The 24,122-nt window shown below is 36.8% G+C and carries 21 protein-coding genes; 1 reads left to right on the top strand and 20 read right to left on the bottom strand.

Annotated features, from left to right (window positions below; genetic code table 11):
• Positions 1 to 29 precede the first annotated feature (29 nt).
• Entirely contained in the window at positions 30 to 887 is an 858-nt protein-coding gene (rfbA, locus tag NIA71_RS17695; RefSeq protein WP_227754836.1) for a glucose-1-phosphate thymidylyltransferase RfbA, read from the bottom strand.
• A 6-nt stretch (positions 888 to 893) separates the two neighbouring features.
• Entirely contained in the window at positions 894 to 2,333 is a 1,440-nt protein-coding gene (locus NIA71_RS17690; protein ID WP_227754827.1) for an O-antigen ligase family protein, read from the bottom strand.
• A gap of 194 nt (positions 2,334 to 2,527) precedes the next feature.
• On the opposite strand from NIA71_RS17690, the gene NIA71_RS17685 reads away from it, so the two are divergent.
• Complete coding sequence (locus NIA71_RS17685) at positions 2,528 to 3,859, top strand: ISNCY family transposase (protein WP_253020852.1); 1,332 nt, start codon at positions 2,528 to 2,530, stop codon at positions 3,857 to 3,859.
• Between the two features lie 607 nt (positions 3,860 to 4,466).
• On the opposite strand, the gene NIA71_RS17680 is transcribed toward NIA71_RS17685, so the two are convergent.
• The 18 genes from NIA71_RS17680 to NIA71_RS17595 all read right to left on the bottom strand — a co-directional run bounded on the left by NIA71_RS17680 (position 4,467) and on the right by NIA71_RS17595 (position 24,121).
• The gene (locus NIA71_RS17680) at positions 4,467 to 5,594 is read right to left on the bottom strand and encodes a DegT/DnrJ/EryC1/StrS family aminotransferase (RefSeq protein WP_253021111.1); all 1,128 of its coding nucleotides are present in this window, start codon (positions 5,592 to 5,594) and stop codon (positions 4,467 to 4,469) included.
• A gap of 591 nt (positions 5,595 to 6,185) precedes the next feature.
• Entirely contained in the window at positions 6,186 to 6,488 is a 303-nt protein-coding gene (locus NIA71_RS17675) for a glycosyltransferase (protein WP_253021110.1), read from the bottom strand.
• A gap of 95 nt (positions 6,489 to 6,583) precedes the next feature.
• On the bottom strand, positions 6,584 to 7,729 hold the full coding sequence (locus tag NIA71_RS17670; RefSeq protein ID WP_253021109.1) for a glycosyltransferase: 1,146 nt from the start codon (positions 7,727 to 7,729) through the stop codon (positions 6,584 to 6,586).
• Between the two features lie 66 nt (positions 7,730 to 7,795).
• Positions 7,796 to 9,310 carry a lipopolysaccharide biosynthesis protein gene (locus NIA71_RS17665; RefSeq protein ID WP_253021108.1) on the bottom strand — a complete coding sequence of 505 codons (1,515 nt, stop codon included), beginning with the start codon at positions 9,308 to 9,310 and terminating at the stop codon, positions 7,796 to 7,798.
• A 30-nt stretch (positions 9,311 to 9,340) separates the two neighbouring features.
• The gene (locus tag NIA71_RS17660; protein ID WP_253021107.1) at positions 9,341 to 10,237 is read right to left on the bottom strand and encodes a DapH/DapD/GlmU-related protein; all 897 of its coding nucleotides are present in this window, start codon (positions 10,235 to 10,237) and stop codon (positions 9,341 to 9,343) included.
• A gap of 10 nt (positions 10,238 to 10,247) precedes the next feature.
• Positions 10,248 to 11,306, bottom strand: coding sequence for a DegT/DnrJ/EryC1/StrS family aminotransferase (locus NIA71_RS17655; RefSeq protein WP_253021106.1), 1,059 nt, complete (start codon positions 11,304 to 11,306; stop codon positions 10,248 to 10,250).
• Positions 11,307 to 11,337: 31 nt separating this feature from the next.
• A complete protein-coding gene (locus tag NIA71_RS17650; protein WP_253021105.1) occupies positions 11,338 to 12,426 on the bottom strand; it encodes a DegT/DnrJ/EryC1/StrS family aminotransferase in 1,089 nt (362 codons plus the stop codon).
• A complete protein-coding gene (locus NIA71_RS17645; RefSeq protein WP_253021104.1) occupies positions 12,423 to 13,433 on the bottom strand; it encodes a polysaccharide biosynthesis protein in 1,011 nt (336 codons plus the stop codon). The genes NIA71_RS17650 and NIA71_RS17645 overlap by 4 nt, the downstream gene beginning before the upstream one ends.
• Before the next feature lie 10 nt (positions 13,434 to 13,443).
• Positions 13,444 to 14,895 (bottom strand): O-antigen ligase family protein, encoded by a 1,452-nt coding sequence (locus NIA71_RS17640; RefSeq protein WP_253021103.1) that lies wholly within the window; start codon positions 14,893 to 14,895, stop codon positions 13,444 to 13,446.
• A gap of 216 nt (positions 14,896 to 15,111) precedes the next feature.
• On the bottom strand, positions 15,112 to 16,233 hold the full coding sequence (locus NIA71_RS17635; RefSeq protein ID WP_253021102.1) for a glycosyltransferase family 4 protein: 1,122 nt from the start codon (positions 16,231 to 16,233) through the stop codon (positions 15,112 to 15,114).
• A 116-nt stretch (positions 16,234 to 16,349) separates the two neighbouring features.
• Positions 16,350 to 17,426, bottom strand: a complete 1,077-nt coding sequence (locus NIA71_RS17630) for a Gfo/Idh/MocA family protein (protein ID WP_253021101.1) — start codon at positions 17,424 to 17,426, stop codon at positions 16,350 to 16,352.
• A gap of 14 nt (positions 17,427 to 17,440) precedes the next feature.
• The gene (locus NIA71_RS17625; protein WP_253021100.1) at positions 17,441 to 18,385 is read right to left on the bottom strand and encodes a GNAT family N-acetyltransferase; all 945 of its coding nucleotides are present in this window, start codon (positions 18,383 to 18,385) and stop codon (positions 17,441 to 17,443) included.
• Position 18,386: 1 nt separating this feature from the next.
• The gene (locus NIA71_RS17620) at positions 18,387 to 19,190 is read right to left on the bottom strand and encodes a hypothetical protein (RefSeq protein ID WP_253021099.1); all 804 of its coding nucleotides are present in this window, start codon (positions 19,188 to 19,190) and stop codon (positions 18,387 to 18,389) included.
• Entirely contained in the window at positions 19,191 to 19,751 is a 561-nt protein-coding gene (locus tag NIA71_RS17615) for an acyltransferase (RefSeq protein WP_367177903.1), read from the bottom strand.
• A gap of 21 nt (positions 19,752 to 19,772) precedes the next feature.
• Positions 19,773 to 20,855 carry a non-hydrolyzing UDP-N-acetylglucosamine 2-epimerase gene (wecB, locus tag NIA71_RS17610; RefSeq protein WP_253021098.1) on the bottom strand — a complete coding sequence of 361 codons (1,083 nt, stop codon included), beginning with the start codon at positions 20,853 to 20,855 and terminating at the stop codon, positions 19,773 to 19,775.
• A 1-nt stretch (position 20,856) separates the two neighbouring features.
• Positions 20,857 to 22,170, bottom strand: coding sequence for a nucleotide sugar dehydrogenase (locus NIA71_RS17605; protein ID WP_253021330.1), 1,314 nt, complete (start codon positions 22,168 to 22,170; stop codon positions 20,857 to 20,859).
• The gene (locus NIA71_RS17600; RefSeq protein WP_253021097.1) at positions 22,170 to 23,408 is read right to left on the bottom strand and encodes a glycosyltransferase family 4 protein; all 1,239 of its coding nucleotides are present in this window, start codon (positions 23,406 to 23,408) and stop codon (positions 22,170 to 22,172) included. The genes NIA71_RS17605 and NIA71_RS17600 overlap by 1 nt, the downstream gene beginning before the upstream one ends.
• A gap of 20 nt (positions 23,409 to 23,428) precedes the next feature.
• Positions 23,429 to 24,121: a sugar transferase gene (locus NIA71_RS17595; RefSeq protein ID WP_332108597.1), complete on the bottom strand. Its 693-nt coding sequence runs from the start codon at positions 24,119 to 24,121 to the stop codon at positions 23,429 to 23,431.
• Position 24,122: the final 1 nt, after the last annotated feature.

The following is a 24,122-nucleotide window of genomic DNA, read 5'->3' as shown; positions in this document are numbered from 1 at the left end:
TCTTTTTGAACTCATACAATATCCAATTATCATTTCAATTCTTTTAAGTATTGTCCATATTCTGTCATCACAATACGTTCCCCCAAGGAATGAATATGGTCAAGTGAAATATAACCATTTTCATAAGCAGTCTCTTCAATACATCCAATATATCTGCCATCCTGCTGCAAGCGGCGAATTGCTTCTGATGCCCGAAACAGCCTGTCTGCATTCCCGGCATCAAACCACAGCACATCTTTTTCCATTGGGATGATCCGCAGCTGTCCACGCTGAAGATACTCAGCATTTACATCTGTTATTTCCAACTCACCTCTCTGTGAAGGCTTTAAGTTCTGTGCAATCTCAATGGCCTGATTATCGTAAAAGTATAGCCCTGGAATAATATAATTCGACTTTGGGTTTTGGGGTTTTTCTTCAATCGAAACCACTCTTCCCCATTCATCAAATTCCGCAACACCAAAAGGTCTTGGGTCTTCTACCCAATAGCCAAAGACTACTGCACCATCCATTTCCTTCTCTGTTATCTGCAACATTTCCTTAATTTTCGGATGATAGAAGATATTATCACCCAAAATAAGGCAAATATCATCGCTTCCTATAAATTCTTTTCCAAGGATTAAAGCATCTGCAATGCCTCTGGCTTCTACCTGCACTTTATAGGTGATGGAAAGACCCAAATCGCTTCCATCGCCCAGCAGTTCTTCAAATGCATCCTCGTTCCCTGGCGAGATAATAATAAGGATTTCCCTGATTCCTGCCTGCATCAGTGTGTCCAGAGGATAATAGATCAGTGGTTTATCATATACAGGAAGCAAAGCTTTATTGGTTGCTTTTGTCATTGGATACAGCCTGCTTCCCTTTCCTGCGGTCAGAAGAATTCCCTTCATCATCAATCATTCCTTTTTCTTTGATTTTCTGCAAAATAACGGCATCATCGCCAAGAAATAATATAGCACTCCCGGATCAGCTGCCGGCGTAAAAATAACGTCTGTCAAGGACATAATTCCAAATCCTATTATAGCAAAGAACACAAAGTACTGATAGATTAAAACCTTTTCTCTTGAAAACAGTTTTCGGAATACATAGATTGCAGACAGCAGTTCAATTAAGAAAAACAATCCGCCTGCAATAATACCACTGCGGTATGCGAATTCCAGAACTGTATTATGGGACCAACGGTTCCGGCCATAGCCTTCTGCGTAAATTGAATCAGTCGCATCATTTCCCTTCCAATTCAACAAGGCTATGCGTGCTTTATAGATTGCAAGCCTGCCTGTACTAAATGAATTAAGATCCTTCCCCTCCAGGCTGACACGCTCTTTGGTTAATTCTTCCTTATCGGCACCTTCCGGAACATCCTGCGTTTTCTGTCGTTCAGCTATCGTGTCCGTTGCAGCTTCCGTTTGTTGATTATTAACGTCTGTTGAATTGCTCGCACCGGGTGCTCCATTCTTGTTTTCTTTTGAAACATGATAGGTCTCCTGCAATATTGCGTAGCCATTTTCTAATAAAAAATTTGTTGTTGGATATGCGATAACCAGCATAAGCACAATCGCTAAAATGCGTACCAGCAATTTTTTTCGAATTTCACGATGATCCAGAAATTCTTTTATACAAAACAGCAGCAAAAACAACAGCAGCGCACACATGGCAAGTAAAGCTGTCCTTGAAAGAGACAATATAATCAGTGTGCATGCCAGTCCGCTAAAGAGTGCATATAGCCAATAATTCCTGCGCATAGTCATGACCAGGTACAAACCGCAGGTCAAAACAGCGACTCCTATCTTTCCCAAGGATCCTGGATTTCCAGTGAATCCTGTGTAACGAAGCACCTCCTCTGTCAAGGGGTTGTAGAACATGCATGCTACGAAAAATGCAAGCCCAACGATGACGGTTGATTTCGCCACCATATCAAATAGCATCTGATAATCGCCTCTATTACTCCATACAAAAAATAACAATGGATAAAATAGCAACATTACAATGGCCATTGGACGGAATCCAGGGCCAATTACATGATCAAAACCTGTTAGTATAACAATAATGCTGAAAAGAAACCAGCTCCATGGGATAAGCTTGCTCCATTTCATTAGGCGGAGAGGGCCATTCATGCTCATAAGGGTGATTATCATCAACAAAATGCTCTGCAAAATACATAACGTTGTAATAGGTGGTCCCTTCATATAGTCCTTTGCTTCACCATAATACGCAAGCAGCACTACCAACAACACGCAAACAAAATTTATCTGCGTTCTCGTTTTCTCCGGTATTTTATTTATCACCGCATAGCAGGGATTTAATATTGTGCAATATAATTTTTGTATCAAACTCATGATGTCATCTCCTATTTATTCTTACCAAAGTCTGTCAAGGACAGGCTGCATTTGTAATTATAACAAGTAGCCCTAACAATTGCAAATTAACATTTAGCATTTGTTGTTAACTTGTGATAATGTCACCATAGGATTCACTTGAGAAAATGTCCCAATTTGATAGACTGAAACTTATGAAAGAAGGTAACATTGCGTTGTCACAAAAACAACTGAAAACACTAACGGTCATCAACCGTTACATCCACAAAGACATTACCAGGCAGCAGGCCGCGGACCTGTTAGGTCTTTCTACCCGCCAGATCTCACGTTTAAAGAAAGGAGTCCTCGCTTCTGGCCCCGAATCCCTGATTCATAAAAATACCGGTAGAAAACCCGCCCATGCTGTTTCAGACGAAACGAAGGAAGCAGTCCTTAAGATTTATTCCCGCCCGGAATTGTCTAGGGCCAACTTCCTCCATTTCAAAGAAATTCTGTCCACGGATTTCGGAATTTCCCTTTCCTATTCCGCACTTTCCAGTATACTGAAAAACGCCGGAAAAGATAGCCCCAAAAAGAAAAAAATCCGCCATCGGACACACCGTAGAACGCGCAAACCCCATCCTGGACAACTCATCCAGGTCGATGCCACGCCTTATGAATGGTTTGGCGGGAAGGCCAAATACGCCCTGCATGGTGCCATCGATGACGCCACCGGGAACATTGTCGGCCTGTTCTTGACCAGCAACGAGTGCCTCTATGGCTATCTGCGGACCATGGGCCAATGCTGCCGCCGCTTTGGCGTGCCGCAAAGCGTTTATTCGGATAACCATACCATTTTCCGTTCCCCCAAGACCGGCAAGCTTACCGTGGAAGAACTGCTGGACGGCAAACAGGTGAACTTGACCCAGTTTGGGCGGGCCATGCGGGAACTGGGCGTTGACCTGATCTTTGCCGGTTCACCCCAGGCCAAAGGCCGGGTGGAACGCCTCTGGGCGACGCTACAGAGCCGCCTGCCCGTCGAATTCGCCAAACGGGGGTTCCGGACCCTTTCCGAGGCCAATCGGTTCCTGGAAGAAGCTTATCTGGACCAGTTCAATGCCCGTTTCGCAGTAGAAGCCGAAGCAAGCTCCCTGTTCGTCCCCGTGCGGGAGACGATCGACCTGGACGCGATTCTGTGCGTGAAGCATACAAGGAAAACCGACGCGGCCGGTGTGTTTTCTTTCAAAAACCGCTGCTTTCAAATCCTAGACGCTGGTTTCCCAATCGTAAGCGCCCGCAAGGAAATCACGGTCCTCATCCATCCAAATCGCGGGATCCGCGTAGAATACCAGGGGCGAACCTATGACACAATCCGCTATCTGAAGCCGCAGAACAAAAACGCCAATACCAAGGTTCCCAGGAAAGTTGTAAGCACCGTTACGCCGCATGTGGAGCTACGACATGGCAGCGAGGAATGGAAACGGATCTGGTGGATGGAAGACTACAACCTATCGCTCAAATTCCTTTACGAGATTTTCTTTGAAAAACAATCCAAACCAGCTTTATAAAAGGGCGGTTCCGCCCTTTTATAAAGGAGACATTTTCTCAAGTGAATTTCTCTCACAAAAAGAGACATTTTCTCAAGTTATTGACAATTAACATTTAGCATTTCCATGTGCTTTCTGCATTAGGTGAGCAGATCCTTTCAATAATCCAGATCCCGTCAACAGCATTGAGAGGTATGAAGCCGCCCTTCCTCTAAATGAAAATAGGGCAGAAAGCCATGGTACAAGCTATCTGCCCTATCTACATTTGTTTCAAATTTTCTAGGCAATACTAGATGTCTAGCTATCCACGAATCTTCAAATTACCTTTATGAACCCTCTTGGTGATATTCACTATAGGCTGCAATTGTATATCATTAAGAGTTGGAAATGCTTGATACGTTGAAATGTCGTGTCTGATCGGATATTGCAGAAATAGAACCAAAGAGATCCTTGAAGTAAAGAATTAGGGCTTGAAATCATTTGATACAGAATGGGTTTTTTTGCATGCCTTACAAGCCGCATCGTCAAATACTTTGACTCCATGCATACTTGGGATGGTTTCTGTGGCCCGATCGTTTTTTCTGCTTTCAGAAATTTTTCATCCGTAAGTTTCAAGCAGTTGCACAAGTTATACTAACACATTTCTAATTATGGCAGCCACTGTCTCAATCTCCTGATCTGTTAAGTATGGATGCATCGGTAAAGACAAGACAGTTTCTGTCAGTTTAAGTGTATTTATCAAATCCTTATCATTATAAGCACACTGACTAAAAGCCTCTTGCCTATGCATAGCTTTTGGATAGTAGACCATGCTGGGAATTCCGTTTTTCTTAAGTTTGTTCTGCAAATTATCCCTAGTTGCCTGATCAGAGAGCTGAATCGTATATTGTGCCCAACTGGAATAAAACCCTTCTGGTATCATTGGTGTCTTTACAATGTCACCAAGCAACTTTGTATATTTTTGTGCTATTGTATTAATATTTTGTAGTTCATATTCATAAAATGCTCTAAGCTTAACCGACAAAATAGCCGCCTGTATAGTATCCAGTCTCGAATTCAGGCCTATTCTTATATTATCATATTTCATCTCACCTTTTCCATGAACACGTATGGATTGCAGTAGTGTAGCCAATTCATCATCATCCGTAAAAACTGCACCGCCATCTCCGTAGCACCCTAAAGGCTTAGCTGGGAAGAAGGAAGTCGTACTAATATCTCCAAAGCTACAGGCCATCTTCCCTTCTATAGAACCACCAAATCCCTGTGCTCCATCCTCGAGTACCAACATATTATATTTCTCGGCAATATCTCTAATCTCTTTAAAATCCGCTGGCAACCCAAATAAATCGACAGCTATGATTACTTTTGGTGTTAATGTGTTATCTGACACGACTTTATCAATTGCCTTTTCCAAAGCTTTCGGAGAAATATTAAAAGTATCCAAATCCACGTCAACAAAGATTGGCACTGCCCCTGCATGGGAAACGATTTCTCCTGAAGAAAAGAAAGTGAAATCCGGTACGAATACTGCATCCCCTTCGCCGATGCCCCAAGCCATCATTGCCATGGTTAGCGCGTCAGTTCCGTTGGCGCAGGTAATGCAATGTTTTATACCTACATATTCAGCTAATTCGTTTTCCAAATCTTTTACCTGCTGACCGTTGATGAAGTTGCAGTCAGTCGCGACTTGGATCATGGCTTTATCAATATCTTCTTTTAATAATTGGTATTGTTGTTTTAAGTCTCTGAATTGCATACTAGTATCTCCTTTTTACAAATATTCTTTTTGCCAAAACACATGTGTATATTAGTAAATGTTAGCAGAAATTGGGTTTGTTAAATAGTCTTTCGCTAATTGTTGCATCTCGTATACTTGTAAAGCACTAGTTCCATTCGCAATCTTCAAAATGCACTTATTTTGTAAGAAACTGCTGTTACAATGATGCCGTATAAACTTATTCCCAACAACTTTCGTGATATATACCTGAGTAAGAGTAGCAGGGATACTTCGCACCAAACTTTAATTGCTAAATTCTATGTATGTACCCTCATTAGTTGCATAATGGAATTATATGGACTAATCGCTTACCAAAAATTCAAGAGAGACAATCCATTTGCAATTATGTAATGACAGATATCTTTCCATCAATATTACATGATCCTCCACAATGAAATGATAATACTAATATAAGCAAAGTCCCCCAAAGCTTTAACCTTCTTGGCAAATAATTATGCATTGCTTTTCTCCGTTTTAATTGTTTCCATCCTGTGGAAATTCCTACAACCCATTATTAGACTCTGGGGATTACTTACTAATAAATCTGCACAGGCTTTTATATCTTTGGTTTTATGTTGTCCATCGGCATCTACAGTAACTACACCCCCCTAACAATAAATTTTGATTTAGAACATAATTAAAGGCCGTTTTAAGCGCCCTTCCCTTACCTAAATTAGTTGCATGTTTTAATATGATGCAATTATATTTATCTTTTGCTTCTTCGAAAACGCTATCATAAACAGGTTCGCTGCCATCATTAACGCAGACCATATTATTAAAGCCTAAATTATTTAGTTCTTCTAGCATCTTGAACATTTTACGATCAGGATTTAATGCTGGAATAATAATTCCGATATTGTTATAATTCCTCATAATTACCTCTCTTGTACTTTATTTTTCAAGTTCTTAGCTCCAATGTCCACAGTAACAGCTCACCACAATATGAAAGAATACAGGATAAATAACAACTATATGATCTTAAGTTTTTGGGCTTCAATAGAATCATCTACAATTTGCGCTGCTATTTTAGAATTTTTTACATTATCATATACGCTTCCACGTGAAACACCAAGCTTACTCTCAAACATATTCCCAATATACGATTTTACACGTAGCCAAAAGATCTCTAGTATATATTTTCCGTACTTGGCCCTATCTATTGAGTTGAACTTATGATTAATCATTTCCTTCAAATTTCCATGAAAAGACCTAAATGCTGCATATACATAAATATAATTAAATTTCTTTAACTCTTCTGTCATATCCAATGCTTTCATTGCTTCTATCGCGCTTTGCGCATAAATGGTTTCACCTGTCCAAACTTTAGGAAGTTTAACATCCCAGCGTTGTTCAATATCTTTCGGTAAGAACGATTTACCGCGCAATTCACCTACATGCTCGTGTTTAGCCCCGAGGCCACCTGCACTTTTAGGACATGTGCCCGAACTTACTATTGGAATACCATAATAGACGTGTTTCTTTACAACACTACAAAGCGCTATTGCATTAGCCATATCGGGGCTCGGACCTGGGAAATAGGTGCCTGCCTTTTCAAAGACTTTATCCATGCATTCTTTTTTAATAATACCATGGTAGACTCTAGGCATATTTTCTATTCTGCTGGCTCCTATATGCATACAGTGGTTTAATATTGTTTTTACATTTAGATATTTAATCGAATTATCTAACTTGGGGATTCTTAAGTTTTTTAATTTGTGCTTAACATAAGTTACGCCAGGCCAATTAAAACTTGCTCTATTAAATACTGCGGCTTCTATCCCGTCCATATCCATTTTCTTAACAAAACAAAGAATATAGCTAGAAATAAAATCATCATCCCCCATATAGCAAATGTATTTACCTTTTGCATGTTTAATTGCTAAATCACTATTATCTATTATTGGCATAGGCGTTGCATCATGGTAATATTTCAAAAACTTAAATGAATTATTTTGTAGAAACAATTCAATCTCACTGTTGTCTTCAGAATTATCTTGTATAATTAATTCTAATTCTTCGGTGGCAAATGTATCAATGTACTCTACAAAATACTTTAAATATTGGCTTCTGTCTTTCGTTGGGATAACAATACTCAATAATATTTCTTTCTCCATTTACTTTATACTGACATACTATTAATATATCAGCTCTCCTTTCATATGTATAAATGATCTCCTAACTCACGGAAACAGTTTCGTTTTTATAACCCTTCTAATGCTTTTTATAGATAACAACATAACGATTAGGTTAACTGCTCCACAAAAAATTGCAGCAATTATCGTAGGTACTAATCCAACCAACAGTGACTTTATTGCTATTCGACTTACTATCGCTATGCCTAAGCATATAGTTATTGGCATTACTATATCTATAAACAGCACTTTTAAATTCCATTTCCCAAAATATTTTTTATAAATTATACATATATAAATAAGGGTAGAACTGACCATTAGCAGAAAATAAAAAATAGAAGCCCCTGTCACTCCGTATGATTTTACAGCCATTACCATTCCAACGATAGTAAATGGTAATGAAAACAGTCCCAACTGAATATTTATTTTTGTATTCCCCTGTGCCAATACAAACGCATACGGTATTTCTTGAAGAGCTAAAAAAAGTGACCCCATAACTATAAAAAAAACACCGTGTTCTATAATACTGACATAAATATTACTTTTTGTCCAAAACATGAGTAATTCGGGAGCAAAGACTGCAATATATACACCCAAACAAGCAATGATAATTGTTATCAGTTTATTATCATATAAAAATTTAGAGCGCAATAAAGAAATGTCCCCTTTTGAAAACATTTGGGTGTAATAAGAAAACAAAGCTACCGAAACCGCAGACGACACGATTGTTATTAGTTGGCCTAGCAAAAAAGCAGAATTATATGCACCCAGCTCCTCTAGGCTCATATATTTGCTAATAATAATTTTATCCATCTGTTTATTTATTAGTGCAATAATCGATATAATTAAAATCCCCGCCGTATATGGGAGGATAGATTTCATAATTTTAAAGTCTTGAAGTTTCCACTCTAGTCTTTTATTACTGTTCAATTTATGTACAACATATATTCGCAAAATCACTAAATAAATCAAATCAGAAATTATATGCCATACATAAAATACTCTTATATCTGGTGCAATAATGCAAATCACAACCAGTGCTCCTATATTTTTTATTGCTGACCAACCAATATACATAGCATTTGCAGTAATTTGGTTACCCAATCCCAAAATGCAGCCATGATACATATTTGTTAAAAATTGTAATGCAATTGATCCTCCCATTAAAACCAATGTAACAGCTATGATATTTTGTCCCAAAGAAGACTGAGAAAACCATTGATCTGCAATGGTATGACTCCCCAAAAAACAAATTGCTACCACAAGTATAGCAAGCATAAAGTAGATTAATTCAGTACTTTTTAACAATTTATATTTTCGGATATTAACATTATCATTTTTACTATCCCCTATTGCAAACTCCCGTCTTAAAGTATTGGCCAGACCTAATCCCAAGATATTCATCGCAGCCTGAAGGGTAGCAAAAAATGATACCAACCCATAAGCTTCCTCACCTAAAATATTAATATAGAATGGAATAAAAAAATAAATAGCTACAATACTCCAGAACTTACTTGTTATATTAGCTATTGAATTTTTTATTGTATCTTTTTTCGCCCACATACTTAATAACGTCCTCTCCATAAATGCATGCTATCTTTTTTTTGCTGGAACGCCAAACACTTTAGAATTTCTTTCGACATCTCTTGTCACAACGCTACCAATCCCAACTAAGGCATTTTCCTCTATAGTCACCTTATTTAAAATAGATGAACCCACACCTATCCACGCATTCTGCGAAATGTATGCAGATCCACAAACAATTACTCCAGCAGTCAGAACTGTATTTTCTCCTATATACGAATTATGTCCAATGATAGTAAGACTATCTATTTGTACATTTTTGCCAATAAAGGTCTCGCCTTCAAACAAGGATTTTTCTATAACACAATTACTTGCGATATAAGCACTTTCACAGATTCTAGTTTTTCCCGCATGCCTTATATTATATGGAACTCCATTCTCTTTAATAATTTGAAAACCTGTATCACCTATTGTTGTATTATTATCTATTACCACATTATCTTCTATGATTGTTCCTGAACAAATAACAGTATTCGCCCCTATTACTACATGATCGCCAATTATCACACCGGATTTAATTACTGCACTACTATCAATAATGCAATTCCTTCCAATTATACTATCAAAATTATTATTTCCATAGAAATCCGTATTTCTGATTAAGTAATCATGTATTTTATAAAACATTATTTCTGGCTGCTCTGCTACAAGCACTGTATATTGTGAGCAGGTGAGAGCGTCTTGATTCTGTCTCCATATATCCTCATTCAAAATAACAGCAGTTATACTTTTGTTGCTTTTAATTATATTTATAAATTCTCCGGTTTCAGCATAAGAAAGTACTGATTTATATATTGATTTTCGATTGCATAAATTTAAACCGTCAATAATTAAATCTTCATTTCCATAACATAAAATTTCTCCAAAATGGTTTACGATTTCTCTGATTGAAATATGTCTTATCATTAATTTCTCCTTATCCGTCGGAATTTAACCACCAGCCACAGGGAACAGCAACAAAACTGTTGTTAAATTCTACAACTCCAGATAAATAGCTATCATCTCCAAATACGCTATAGATATTATTATTTACATGCACTCCTGAAGCATAGTACCCTTGATCCCGAAACGTTTCAATTGTTTTGCGTTTATTCTTTACTCGCATTCCGTATATCCAGTAATTGGGTTTTGTGTTCTTTCTGGCGATCGGAATCCCGATTGCATTTTCTAAAAGAAAAGAATCCCAAATAAGTGCGTTTTTCCTTTGGGCATTCAACAATTTATTTGTCACATCCATTTGACAAAAACCAATATATGCATTAACTTCATTCATCATAGCACTGTAGCCTTTTAAGTTAATGTCACACTCAGGGTTAATTTCACCCAATTCATCACGAAACAAAGTTCTATCAATTCCACAGTCTCTAATAAGAATACTTTTTTTATAAATATCATGATCCTTAAAAATCACACCACCACCATCAATGGTATTCGGTATTCGAACAGGTCCAAAAGAAAACACAGATGCGTCGGCCCCATCAAGACCTATAAGCTTATCGTCTGACTCACTACCAAAAGCCTCAATACAATCATTAATTATGAATATTCCTTTTTCATATCCAATGCTGTTTATTTCTGATAAATAGCCTGGATATCCGCAAAAATGATTATGTACGATTGCCTTTGTCTTTGGGGTGATTTTCTTTCTCACATTATCCGGATCCAATGTACCAGTCAAAGGATCTACATCCGCCCATATTATTTTTATGCCCATAGTTAAATAAGGCTGTGTAGACACAAGGCATGCCATAGGAGAAGCAATTATTTCATCACCTGCACCGATTCCTAAAGCCGTTAAAGTGACATAAATTGCGTTACTGAACGTGTTCGCTGTAATGTACCTATCCGTCCTGAAAAAGTCTTTCAGCTTATGTTCAAAACCATTTCTATAGAAACCCGAAGTCAGCTTTCCTGAATAAAGAATCTCTTCTATTTTTTTTAGTTCCGGCATATATGGTTTAAATAATGGGATCATTTGTTCACCTCACATTATATTTTGTTGTATACTACCACCCACCCCGAATTATATCAATAATGTATTCTCGATCTTCCTCCGAAACCCACCATCCACATGGTATATGGATATATGTTTTATAAAAAGCATCCAGTCCAGGTAATGCACATTTTGATTCAGCGAAGAGTGTATGGGCATCATTTCTCAAATGAAGTTCCGTTGCTGTTATTCCGTTTGCTTCCATCATTTTTATAAAATCAGATTTTTTTTCTACATGTAAAGTGTATAGCCAATAAGATGGTGTTGTATTTTGATGATATGGTATAGTCTTAACACCATTGATTTTAGATAGTTTATCATCCAAATATTTTCCATTATCCAAATGTTTGGTTAATACTTTGTCCATCTCAGTCAACTGTACACTACCGATTGTGGCAGTAACATTGTTCATAGCATATTTATACCCGGCTCGATTAATATTGTTTTTTAGCCTGGACACACCTTTATCTAATCCAAACCACCTCAGACGCTTCGCTTCGTTTACAAGATTTTGATCCCTGATAGCCAGCGCCCCTCCATCAACAGTTGTCATATGTTTTATTGCTTGAAAGGAAAAGCATGTAAAGGCAGAATTATACCCAATTTTCTTGTTTAAATAACAACTTCCCAATGCGTGCGCTGCATCCTCAATTATTGGAATACCATATTTTTCCGAAATTGTATTAAAACGATCCATATCACAAACCATACCAGCATAATGTACCACTACGATAGCCTTTGTTTTAGATGTGATTTTCTTTTCTACTGATATGGGATCCAGAAGCCCCGTAGCTTGTTCCACATCACCCCATACGATTTTGGCTCCTGTAAGAGCAATAGTTGTATTGGTTGGTTCCGCTGTAAATGCAGTGGAGATCACTTCATCTCCCTCAGTCACTCCTAATAATAATAAAGCAATATGCAATGCTGCTGTACCTGAGTTAGTTGCTATCAGGTTTGGTACATTTAGAAATTCCTTTAACTGGTCTTCAAACTGATACACTGCTTGCCCTTCTGCAATATACCCACTATACAAAATTTCTTCTATTGCGGGCATCATTTTTTCTTTTGGCGCGATATATGGTTTTACTATCGGTATCATATCTTACTAAATTCCCCTTTCTCTACGTGTACACACGCTGCCTTCTCATCTGCCTTTTTAATTAGTTCTCTAACCAAATTTAAATCTGTTATAACCATTTCACTAGAACTAAATTCTGTTTTGAAGTCATCAAACATTCTTGTATCCCACCATGGGTGGATCGTCAAATAGTCCCCACAGTCTTCCGCTCGTGGCATCTCTTCTTCAGTAATTAAAATTTCATCCAACTTCTCACCTGGGAAACGTCCAATTACATCATATTTAAAGGGAACATTCGCTTCTTCGCAGAGAACCTCTGCTAATTTTGTAATATATGTGCTTGGTGCTTTTTTTACAAAGGTCTCTCCTCCGGTTGCATACTTAGTTGCATACATAACAAGATCAATTGCATCATCTAGAGTTAGTAAAAACCTTGTCATTTTTACGTCTGTAATTGTAATAGGCTGGTTCTCCTTTAACAATTTTCTAAAGTATGGGACTACCGACCCTCTTGATAGCAACACATTCCCATATCTTACCAACGCTAAAATTGTCCCTTTATTTTCAGGAGACTTATTTGCATTAATTATCAGCCGTTCTTGAATTGCTTTTGTCATACCCATTACATTTACCGGCTTAACCGCTTTATCTGTGCTAACACATATTACTTTCTCAACACAATGTTTTAAGGAGGCTCTAATGATATTTTCCACCCCTATAACATTGGTTTTTACTGCTTCAAATGGAGACTTTTCACAAACAGGAACATGCTTTAATGCTGCAGCTTGATACACAATATTTACATCTTTCATTACTTCATCAACTCTATCGTAATCCCTGATATCTCCAATAAAAAAGTTCAATTTAGGATTATTATTGTAATGAATATTCATATCATATTGTTTTTTTTCATCCCTACTAAGTATTCTAATTTCACTAACTTCTGAATTGCTTAGTAGCCGATGAACAATATAGTTTCCAAAAGAACCTGTTCCGCCTGTCACTAATACTATTTTTTTTTCAAACATAAATAACTCCTTATCTTTTAATTGTATTTTCATCCTTATTATAAAAAAGATATATAATTGCATATGAAATTGCAAACATCGCAATGGGATTAAAGTAAATTGTCCCCGATATCATAAATTGTGGTATATATGAAAGAATGAATAGCAATGCAGGCAATAAATCATTCTTAAATTTCACCTTTCTAATCAGCTGCACCATCAATCCTATTACAATTAAAACAAATACACTAGCTCCAATGATCCCAAAATCACAAAGATACTCTAAAATCATATTATGAGGGTAGGTTTCATACTTATTTTGGAAATAAAAGAGACCATTCCCAACTATAAGATGTTTTTTAGCTTCTTTAAAAGCAAGCTTAAAAAGTTCCATTCTATTTGGTATGAATTCGTACTGCTGGACGCTTTCCCGTTCCTCTTTGTTCATATATTTAAGGAATTCTGCTTGTCCATTTTTTATCTCACGAATACTAATTGCGCCTTTATTTGAGCTCTCAACCATATAGTTTAAATAACAATCGAGGACACTACTATTTTTTTCCACCTTTTTCCCATTCTGATTTGGCAAGTTTAACGTTACTTTATTATTCTCATCAAAATCATACTTTGTTATTTCTCGACTAAATCCATTTAGTCTGTAATTGGCTCCCGAAGATTGTGGAGACCAAATAAATACAAAAAAACAATAACTCAAAATCATTATTAATAAGATACTTATTATAGGTTTTACATTTCTACAAGAGTTCCAAATGATCTCATACAAAATCGCCATCCCTATACAAAAAAACACACATAAGACCGCTCCTCTAGTCCCTGTAAAAAGTAACGTTACCCATAATAACAGCATAAGTGCTAATTTTGCTAATGCATGCCGCCTATTTAGAAATACCGTTTCAATCAGCAAACATACAATGACAGGCATAAGCATATATGCAATAGACATATAGTTTACAGATTTAAAATTTATATAATCTAAGCTAACATCATCTGCAAGCAAAATTCTACCAATATAAAAGACACAAAAAGGTATTACTATTACACCGTACCATTTAAAAGAAAGGATAAATGATGTGATCTTTTGCTCCACTATTATGCAACTGGCCAAAAGACACATCGGTATCTCAAATAAAATATACTTAAATAAAATTTCATAGATAAATAGCTCCCCATTAAATAATAGTCCTAAAATAAATGGTGCCATACCTATTAATGAAATTAATATAACTATTATGAACAGTCTTAGCTTTTTTTCCGTATGCATTAATACATTAATAAAATTTAAGCCAATAATAATTGCAATTATTATATATCCTCCAATTGCAATTCGACTTTGAGTGTCATTTTGCAAACCTGGAAATACACCCAATATTATATTTATAATAGTTCCCATAATAAAAAGAAGCGGGTATAAATATATTATGTGTTGTCCTATTCTTTTATTAAATGTAATACTATTAAACATCTGAGCTATTCTCCTATTCTATCCTCATTTAAGTTTCAGCTATTTATTTGTACATGTTAATTATCCATCATCTTCACGCTTAATCCTCAAAATTTCAACAAGTATACCATGTTTTTTCAGCAATTACAAGAATCAGACAGTTGTAATCAGATCTCTTCAAATATTTAGGAAGGTTTAGTTATTCTAAATTCGCAGTTATTAAAAGCCGAGATATTTTCATATCACATTACGCTTTACTTCCAAATAAATCTTTTTATATTCTAAACAAATTCGTTTCCAACTAAATTTGTTTGCATACTCTGAACACCGTTTTGAAAACACCGCTAAATTATCATATATATATACTATTCTTTGTACAATTTCAGGTACATTATCATATTTTACCGCAAAACCCACTTCACCATCTTTAAACTGCCCATCAAATCCCTGATCCTTAGTATATATTACTGGCATACCCTGGGATATCGCCTCTGCATATACTAGCCCAAAAGTTTCTGCTTTAGAAGGCATTACAAAAATATCGTATTTACGATAAAGCTGTAATAATTGCTCTTTATGCATGGTTCCATGGTAATAAAATCCAGAGAATTTCTGTAAGCTCTTAAATATTTTTTGATCTATAACTCGTCCAACTACATGGAATTCTGTATTGTAGTTTCGATTATTTAATTCTATGCATGCGTTGAGTGTTGTTAAATAGTTCTTGTTCTTATCAATATCTCCAACACACAATATTTTAATTTCGTTATGTTTTATCTCTGCTTTTTGCTTAAAATTCAAATTTTCTAGCCAGAATTTATTTATGCCATTAGGGATTACAGTTGTCTTCATTTTGAAAATATCGGCCTCATCCTGTGGTATATATTGCTCTAAAACGTAATGTTTATATGGTTCTGATATAAACACTATGCCTGACGCTTTTCTTAAAATGTCAACCCCTAGCTTTCTCAGGTAAGGCATCCTTTTAAAAAAAACATTAACATCCGTATTTCTTACTGCTACAATATAGGGTATATTGTATAGTTGATTTAATTTATAGGCAATATAACCATTGGAAAAAAGCGAATGTGCATGTATAACATCATAAGAATTGAAATTATATTCTTTTTTTATAGATGCCAAAATTTTTCTATGTTTTCTATAAAAAAACAATCGATCTAGAGTGTTAAAATCATATGAAAGCTTCGAGTATGTCCCAAAATTTTTCGTTAATATTTTTTGTCCTTTTCTACATGAAACATATACATCAATATCACATCCGCCCAATTGTTGCTCATCATACAGATTTTTATATAATGGAGCCAAAGTATAATATGAATTTATGTGTAATACTTTCATTTATAAACCCCTTCATTTAACTACAAAGCAAATATTTTGAAAAACTGTTAGATATAAATGTTGATATATCGACACTTATACAAAGCTCAAATGCACTTGTACTCATAAATATCACTTCAATCAAATTCGCCTCGCATATCTGTACTTGAAAAATGGTTCAGAGGTATTTTAACTGGATATCCGGTTTTTTGACTTTTATAAATTGCAAGAACAACTTCAAGGGCATTTCTTCCAGCAACTGCATCAACATATGGTTTCCTGTCCGTCTTTATAGCATCAATTACATCTGCAAAAAGACTTGTATGCCCGTTTCCATAAACATTACTTGTCTGCTCTTCTAAGCCCTTATTTTTCTCATCTGCATATGTTTGATCAGCAAACTCCCATATATCAATATTATTTGTCGAAGTTCCACCAATCTTGACAGTCCCATTCTCTCCAAAAATATATAAAGTTTCTTCCAAATTTTTTGGATAAACGTTGGTGGTTCCTTCAATTGTACCAATTGCTCCATTTCTAAACTTAACTACAGCCATTCCCACATCTTCTGCCTCTAGATAATTGTGGAACTGCTGTCTCGACACGCCATAAATTTCATCAATTTCATCACCCATCATCCATCGAAGTAAATCTATGCCATGAATACACTGATTCATCAGAGCTCCCCCATCCTGTTCCCAAGTGCCCCTCCAAGGAGCCTGATCATAGTATTGTTTGCTTCGATTCCAGCGTACATGTATAGAACCATGTGACAGTTTTCCAAATCTGCCTTTTTCAACCGCTTTACGAAGCTCTTGAATAGCTAGATTGAATCTATTCTGATGGCAAGCGGAGACTTTGACGTTTTTCTCCTCTGCCAAGCCAATAATTTTATCAGCATCCTCTATACTCATAGTCATGGGCTTTTCTATGATCACATTTACATTTTGTTCTATACAATATAGTGCAATCTCAGCGTGGCTTCCACTTTCTGTTGCAATACTGACTACGTCTGGCTTTTCTTCTTTAATAAGTTGCTTATAGTCTGTATATTTTTTGATGATTGTATTAATATCCAAGTTATACTTTTCAAGAAGATCATTCATTTTATTCGGCAAGATATCACAAACTGCAACAATTTCCAGCTTGTTATTAAGTGCTGCTTTCATATGGTTTACTGCTATTCTCCCACAGCCAATTAATGCATACTTCATGTTTTAATCCTCCCTTATTTATATCCTATAAGCTTCTTAATTTTGGGTTTCATATATTCAACAAACGACAAAATAAAATTCAATTTTTTAACGTTATAGTACACTCTTGATTGTGCGCCAAACCCTCTAATAAATCTCTCTATATCCTCAATCATCGATCCTTCAAAGTCAAATATATTCACTCTTCCTGCCGCATGCTTTATCCCTTCCCAAACAAGAAGAGAAGTTGCCCCCGAATTTCTATAGTTTGGATCACCTCCGCTCATTAGATAGTAACATCTGTTTTCATCATAAACAAAATACGTTGCTGCATGAACATTGCCACTTTCATCAACAGCGTACAACAATTCTCTTGCATTGCATTTTTGGAGCATATCATCAAGTTTTTTCAGTTCTTCTATGTTGAATGGTGCCTTTCTATTTTGCCTCGCAAAAGTTTTATTTTGCATATCTATGAGCACATCTAAATCCTTGCTTTTCTTTATCTCTACTTTCTTTCCCGCTTTACGTATGTCCGTTTTTATATTTTCTTTAAAATCCTTCCAGATTTGTTCTAAATCGTTCAATCCTTCTAATCGGTAAGAAAATCTGGGTTGTACTTTGAATCCTTTCCAGATGAAAGGTAAAATATATTGATTATTAATATCTAAACTAAAATCACAATTATAGCCCGGCGGAATCTTTTCAATAATTTGGTTAATAAGCTTTTTTTCACGCTCAAGACGCTTACACAACTTCGCTCCTGTATCCTCCATATATATACCCAGGGTCTGTGTAAAAGGTGGAATTTTTAAAGTCTTAAATCCCATATATCTCGCTTTATAAATAGGAAATGAAGCTATCGTATCTCCACTTTTATTCTTTATAGTAATACGTTCCCAACTTCCTTTTGCTACTATGTCCAGCCAACAATCTTTTTCAAAGACTGAGTTAACATATTGTCTTTCCTCTTTGTCCATATTAACCTCGTTTTTCAAGTTCATCAATTGCATCACGATATGAAATAAACTCATATCCATTATCTTTAAGCCAGCTTATAATCCAAACATACCAGTCACGTTCGGATGCATATCCACTACAGAATTGGTAATCATGAAACAATAACGTTAAATATGGCAAACCGGAAGCTTCAGCCTTATTAATAAGTTCTATAGTTTTCTCTTTTTTTTCGTTCTTTTCTTTCGGAAGGTACCCATCCATAATTGTAAGCGGAAATTCCCACATACCATTTACCTTATAAGGTTTTTTTATCTGTGTTCCCACCTCTTTATCAAATTCCGTCGAATCGAATTGATATCCGCATTTGCTCAATTTTTCAAAAGATGTTTCGTCAAATCTTACATAGTGCATTCGCATGCCAAAATCATTTCTTTGTAAAATACGTCTGAAGGATTCATATTCTTGTTTCATTTTTTCAATATGTTGGTACTCTATACCATGCACTCCTACCTCAAACCCATATTCGTCGACATATTTTATTAGTGGTACTGCCTTATCTCTTTTATACGACATTCCCAAACCATTCTCCATTCCGAAAAAAAAAGTTGAAGGAATTCCTTTTTTCTTATCAAATTCCATCATATCGTATATTCGATGCCGCTCTTTTCTAAAGGGAGAGCACATTCTAAGGAACCATTCTCTTATACCATATTCTCTTTTAAAGAACTCAAGTGTACTCCTAACCCAGAGTTTTAAATAAATCAAGTCCTTGTAATGGTCATCTCTATATAAATGATCCACATCATGCGATACAATTATTTTCATTTATACTTCCTCTAGAACATCATTGTTTTCTTTATATTGGTTTCCACAGTTGCCACAAATTAATCCATGTTTCAACACTTCACCACATTCGCAGACCCAGCCGATCTGTTTTGCAGGAATGCCTGCCACCAATGCATAGTTTGGCACATCTTTCGTCACCACCGCTCCTGCCGCAACCATTGCCCATTTTCCAATCTCATGTCCGCAAATAATCGTTGCATTCGCCCCAATAGAAGCCCCTGTATGCAAGATGGTTTTTTTATAACCTACACTGCCTTTGGGATATTTCGCTCTCGGTGTCAAATCATTGGTAAATACCATTGACGGGCCACAAAAAACATGGTCCTCTAATTCTACACCTTCATATATCGACACATTATTTTGAATCTTACATCCATCTCCAATTTTTACATTATTAGAAACATTTACATTCTGACCAAAAGAACAGTTTGATCCAATCCGGGCCCCAGCTTGAATATGACAAAAAAACCAGATTTTCGTATTTTCACCTATTACTACATCCTCGTCAACAAAGCTGCTTTCATGTACAAAATAACTCATCAGTCTCTTTCCTCCGCCATACTACTGGCTACAATAGTCTAAAATAAGTTTAGCAATCTTAGTTGCTGAATCTCCATCACCAAATGGGGTCATGCTTTCTCGAACATGCTGTATCGCAGACAATTTATCTAAAATATCTTTCTTGTCTGGCCTTGCTAGTTGATTTCGATTATCGACCATTGTCTCTGGCCAAACTACATAATCAAAAACTGTGACACATTGCTTCCCAGCAAAAAATGCCTCTCGCTGAAGGCCGCCTGAATCTGTTATAACCTTTTTGCAATGTAACGTCAAATAAACAGACATCAAATAACCAACTGGTTTACATGTAATAACATTTTTAAAGTCATATTTATTTATAAGCCTTGCTACACGAGCTTGATTACGCGGGTGTACTGGATATACACAAGGGGCTTCCAAAGAATTTGCAGCATCTAAAATCTCTAACAATACTTCGTCAGACCCAGCATTTTCCTGTCGATGACAAGTCATGTAATAGTATTCTGTTGGAAGTTCAACCTCTAAGCCATTCAGATCGACCAAGGACTCCTGCTGATTATCCCCCACTTTTTCTCCGTAAAACAGGAACGCATCGTACATAGGATCCCCCACTAAATACACATTTCTCGTCTTCCCTTCTTTTCTAAGGAAATTAATCGCAGACTCTGTGCAGCATGCTAATAGCGAGGACACGTGATCTGTAGTAATTCGATTCACTTCTTCCGGATTAGACAAGGTTCCAAGTCTTGCTCCAGCTTCTACATGACAGATCGGTATATTCAATTTGACAGCAGCCAAAGCCCCAGCCATAGTTGAGTTCGTATCGCCATATACTAGCACCATATTGGGCTGTTCCTGCAGCAGAACTTCTTCAATCTTGATAAGCATCTCTCCCGTCATCTTTCCGTGAGTTCCACCAGAGATCCCAAGATTATAATTGGGTTTCGGAATTTCTAGTTCTTCAAAGAAAATATCTGACATATTGTAATCATAATGTTGGCCCGTATGGATGATAGTCTCTTCACAAAATTCCCAGAGTTTTCTTGATACTACTGCTGCCTTTATGAATTGAGGCCTTGCCCCTACAATCGTTACAATTTTCAAATTAAAGCACCTCAATATTCGTTCTGTCTGCAATGCCTTTCATCGCATTCTTTGTATCAAAAATAGCTTTTGCATTCTTTTGCACCATCTCATAATCTACTGTCGTATGCGCTGTTGTAATCATCACCAGGTCATAGCCTGCAATCACCTCAGGGTCAATATTGTCCAGGCCGCTATAAAACTTTCCGTCTGACTTGAATGCCTTAATAAACGGATCATAAAAATCCGTTTCAGCCCCAGAAGCTTTTAAAATGTTTATAACATCAATGGCAGGGCTTTCTCTATAATCATCAATATCCTGTTTGTATGCCACACCCAGTACCAAAACTTTCGATCCGTTCAAGGCCTTCTTATCTCGATTTAAAATCTTACTAGCCCTTTCTACACAATATTCCGGCATTTTATCATTAACCATCATTGAGGATTCGATCATAGATGTATGGAATCCAAATTCTCTGGCCTTCCATGAAAGATAGTACGGATCAAGTGGGATACAGTGCCCGCCCAGTCCTGGCCCCGGGTAAAATGCCTGGAACCCATACGGCTTAGTTTTTGCCGCATCAACCACTTCCCAGTAATTGATATCCATCTTATCACATAAAATTGCCATTTCGTTTGCTAGTCCAATATTAATATTTCTATAAGTGTTTTCCAGAATTTTTTCCATTTCCGCCACAGCAGGAGAAGATACAGTATGAATATCACTTTCCAATACTGTTCGATACATTTCTGCAATCACTTCCGTGGCATCCGGTCCAATCGCACCTACTACTTTGGGAGTATTTTTCGTTTTATAAATCAAATTGCCTGGATCTACTCTTTCTGGTGAAAATCCCAGGTAAAAGTCAACCCCACATTTCAATCCAGTTCCTTCTTCAAGAATTGGTTGAATTAATTCCTCTGTAGTTCCAGGATACGTCGTTGATTCTAAAACAACCATGGTGCCCTTCTGCAAATATTTACTGATTTCTTTAACAGAGCTCTTTACATAGGATATATCGGGTTGTTGATGTGTATCCAGTGGGGTGGGAACACAAATAGCGATAAAGTCCACATCCTTTACAAAGCAGAAATCTGTAGTTGCCGATAACATTTGATTTTGAACAAGATCTTTTAAATCTTTATCAACTACATCACCAATATAGTTTTCCCCGCGATTTACCATGCTAACCTTTTCGGCTTGAACGTCAAATCCAATTGTCTTAAAACCTGCTTTCGCCTTTTCAACTGCTAGGGGTAATCCCACGTATCCTAGTCCAACAACTCCAACGCGTATCGTTTTTTCTCTAATTTTTTGCAATAAATTATTTTTCATCATTTCATATTTTCCTTTAGTATTAATTCGAACTGCTTAGCAAGAAATTTGTAATTAAAATATTCCAGAACTGCATTTCTCCCACATGTACCTAATTTTTCACGATCCTCTGCAGATAAACTAATCAACTGCAAAATTCCTTCCTTTAAAGCGCTAACGTTCTCAGTTTCAACAGAAATTCCGCACTTATACTCATCAATATAATTATTAGGAGCCTTAACTGCATAAAGAATAGGCTTACCTCCCATCATAGAATCAAACAGCTTGTTCATACAGATGCCAAAGCGAAACATATTATTGTCCAACGCCCCCACATAGGAAGCATCTATGTGTTCGAAAACTGATGGAATACAGGCTTTTGGAATGGGTTCTAAAAATAGAATAGAGTCTTCATATCCATAGGCCTGTTTCTTTAATTCTTCCTTAAAAATCCCGTTTCCGATGAAAATCAACTGCAGGTTTACTTGCTCCAACTCTTTTACAGCATCAATTAAGTAATCTAGTGCATACGACTGTGTATGGCTGCCAAAAAAGCAAAGAATAAATTTCCCCTCTTTTTTCACCTTGAGCAAGGTCTTTAAAAGATTTTCCGGTAGAGGTTGTGGATTTTCCCATTCTTCTAAAACAACACCATTAGGAACATGCCTAAATTTATCCGCATCCATTCCATGTTCTATAAAGTAATTTTTAGCTGCTGGTAGCAACGAAACTACTACATCAGAGTTTTTGCAAAAAGAATTTTCCGCTTTCTGCAAAACTCGTATAAATGGATGTTTTGGCGACATGCCTCCCAGTTCTACCGGACTGATCGGCCACATATCATGCACTTCATGAATCAGCTTGACTTTCTTCTTTGACAACTTCCTAATCCGTTGCCCTACATAGGTATCCAGCGGATATGTCGAAGAGGCAATTACCACATCTGGCTCCATCTCTGCAATTATACTTTTCGCATGAATCCAAAGTTTCGAAACAAATTGAAACATGGTCATTGCTCTTTTGCCTCCATTCCCCTCATAGGTGCCTGTTTTAATCCAGTGGTAATGGATCTCGTCAATTACCTCTTCCTGAAAATCATGATCCACCTGAGGGTTTGCTCTTCTTAAATGCGAAAAATCTGCGGCAATGATATCTACTTTGTGCCCCATCTTAATCCACTCGCGCGCAAAATAATATGGTCTGAATTCCATACCCATATCAGGGGACCCCGCATAATGATTGATAATTAATATATTCACTTGCTGAAAGGCCCTCCCTTCTATGTTAACACCTTGATAAACGTTTTTATCATCAGTTTCACATCATCCCAAAAGCTGAATGTTTTCATATATTCCAGATTATATTTCATCTTTTCCGGCAAAACATATTTTATATAAGCCGTATCTGCACTCATTCCCTGGTCCAGATACCGATCCATTATTACATCTTCATCCTTAAAGTTGATGCTGGCCAGCGATGTAATTCCCGCTGGCATCAGGAGTGTGGCCCGCATCTCATCGTCATATGCCTCTACATATTTTCGAACTTCCGGCCTTGTCCCAACAAAACTCATTTCGCCTTTTATTACATTGAGCAGCTGAGGCAATTCATCTAACCGGCATTTCCTTATCTTGCTGCCTATTTTCGTAATTCTTGCATCATTCCCCGCCGTGACCAGCGAGCCAATTTTGTCCGCATTCTGCACCATCGTCCGAAATTTATAGATTCGAAAATCGCGGCTTCCTGTTGTAACACGTACTTGTCTATAAAAGACCGGACCTTTTGAATCCAGCTTGATCAGAATTGCTAAAACAAGAAATACTGGCGATAGAAGGCACAGCATTAGCAGCGATATCACAAAATCAAAAATACGTTTAATAATCAGGCTTGCTCTCTTTTTTACAAGAATATCATAATAAGGCCTCGCACCATCTGTCTTCATTTCTTCAGGAAGGTCTTCCCACTTCATCAAC

The organism is Ihubacter massiliensis (assembly GCF_024125305.1).
GTDB lineage: Bacteria > Bacillota > Clostridia > Peptostreptococcales > Anaerovoracaceae > Hominibacterium > Hominibacterium faecale.
Note: the sequence above shows the minus strand (reverse complement) of the source record. Positions and strands in the feature narration are given on the sequence as shown.

Excerpts from the sequence above, each read along its gene's own strand:
- NIA71_RS17675 (WP_253021110.1), bottom strand. The coding sequence starts at position 6,488 with ATGAGGAATTATAACAATATCGGAATTATTATTCCAGCATTAAATCCT.
- NIA71_RS17615 (WP_367177903.1), bottom strand. The coding sequence starts at position 19,751 with ATGAGTTATTTTGTACATGAAAGCAGCTTTGTTGACGAGGATGTAGTA.
- NIA71_RS17630 (WP_253021101.1), bottom strand. The coding sequence starts at position 17,426 with ATGAAGTATGCATTAATTGGCTGTGGGAGAATAGCAGTAAACCATATG.
- NIA71_RS17690 (WP_227754827.1), bottom strand. The coding sequence starts at position 2,333 with ATGAGTTTGATACAAAAATTATATTGCACAATATTAAATCCCTGCTAT.
- NIA71_RS17635 (WP_253021102.1), bottom strand. The coding sequence starts at position 16,233 with ATGAAAGTATTACACATAAATTCATATTATACTTTGGCTCCATTATAT.
- NIA71_RS17605 (WP_253021330.1), bottom strand. The coding sequence starts at position 22,170 with ATGAAAAATAATTTATTGCAAAAAATTAGAGAAAAAACGATACGCGTT.
- NIA71_RS17620 (WP_253021099.1), bottom strand. The coding sequence starts at position 19,190 with ATGAAAATAATTGTATCGCATGATGTGGATCATTTATATAGAGATGAC.
- NIA71_RS17660 (WP_253021107.1), bottom strand. The coding sequence starts at position 10,237 with ATGATAAGACATATTTCAATCAGAGAAATCGTAAACCATTTTGGAGAA.
- rfbA (WP_227754836.1), bottom strand. The coding sequence starts at position 887 with ATGAAGGGAATTCTTCTGACCGCAGGAAAGGGAAGCAGGCTGTATCCA.
- NIA71_RS17670 (WP_253021109.1), bottom strand. The coding sequence starts at position 7,729 with ATGGAGAAAGAAATATTATTGAGTATTGTTATCCCAACGAAAGACAGA.
- NIA71_RS17680 (WP_253021111.1), bottom strand. The coding sequence starts at position 5,594 with ATGCAATTCAGAGACTTAAAACAACAATACCAATTATTAAAAGAAGAT.
- NIA71_RS17645 (WP_253021104.1), bottom strand. The coding sequence starts at position 13,433 with ATGTTTGAAAAAAAAATAGTATTAGTGACAGGCGGAACAGGTTCTTTT.
- NIA71_RS17640 (WP_253021103.1), bottom strand. The coding sequence starts at position 14,895 with ATGTTTAATAGTATTACATTTAATAAAAGAATAGGACAACACATAATA.
- NIA71_RS17655 (WP_253021106.1), bottom strand. The coding sequence starts at position 11,306 with ATGATCCCATTATTTAAACCATATATGCCGGAACTAAAAAAAATAGAA.
- NIA71_RS17650 (WP_253021105.1), bottom strand. The coding sequence starts at position 12,426 with ATGATACCGATAGTAAAACCATATATCGCGCCAAAAGAAAAAATGATG.
- NIA71_RS17665 (WP_253021108.1), bottom strand. The coding sequence starts at position 9,310 with ATGTGGGCGAAAAAAGATACAATAAAAAATTCAATAGCTAATATAACA.
- NIA71_RS17625 (WP_253021100.1), bottom strand. The coding sequence starts at position 18,385 with ATGGACAAAGAGGAAAGACAATATGTTAACTCAGTCTTTGAAAAAGAT.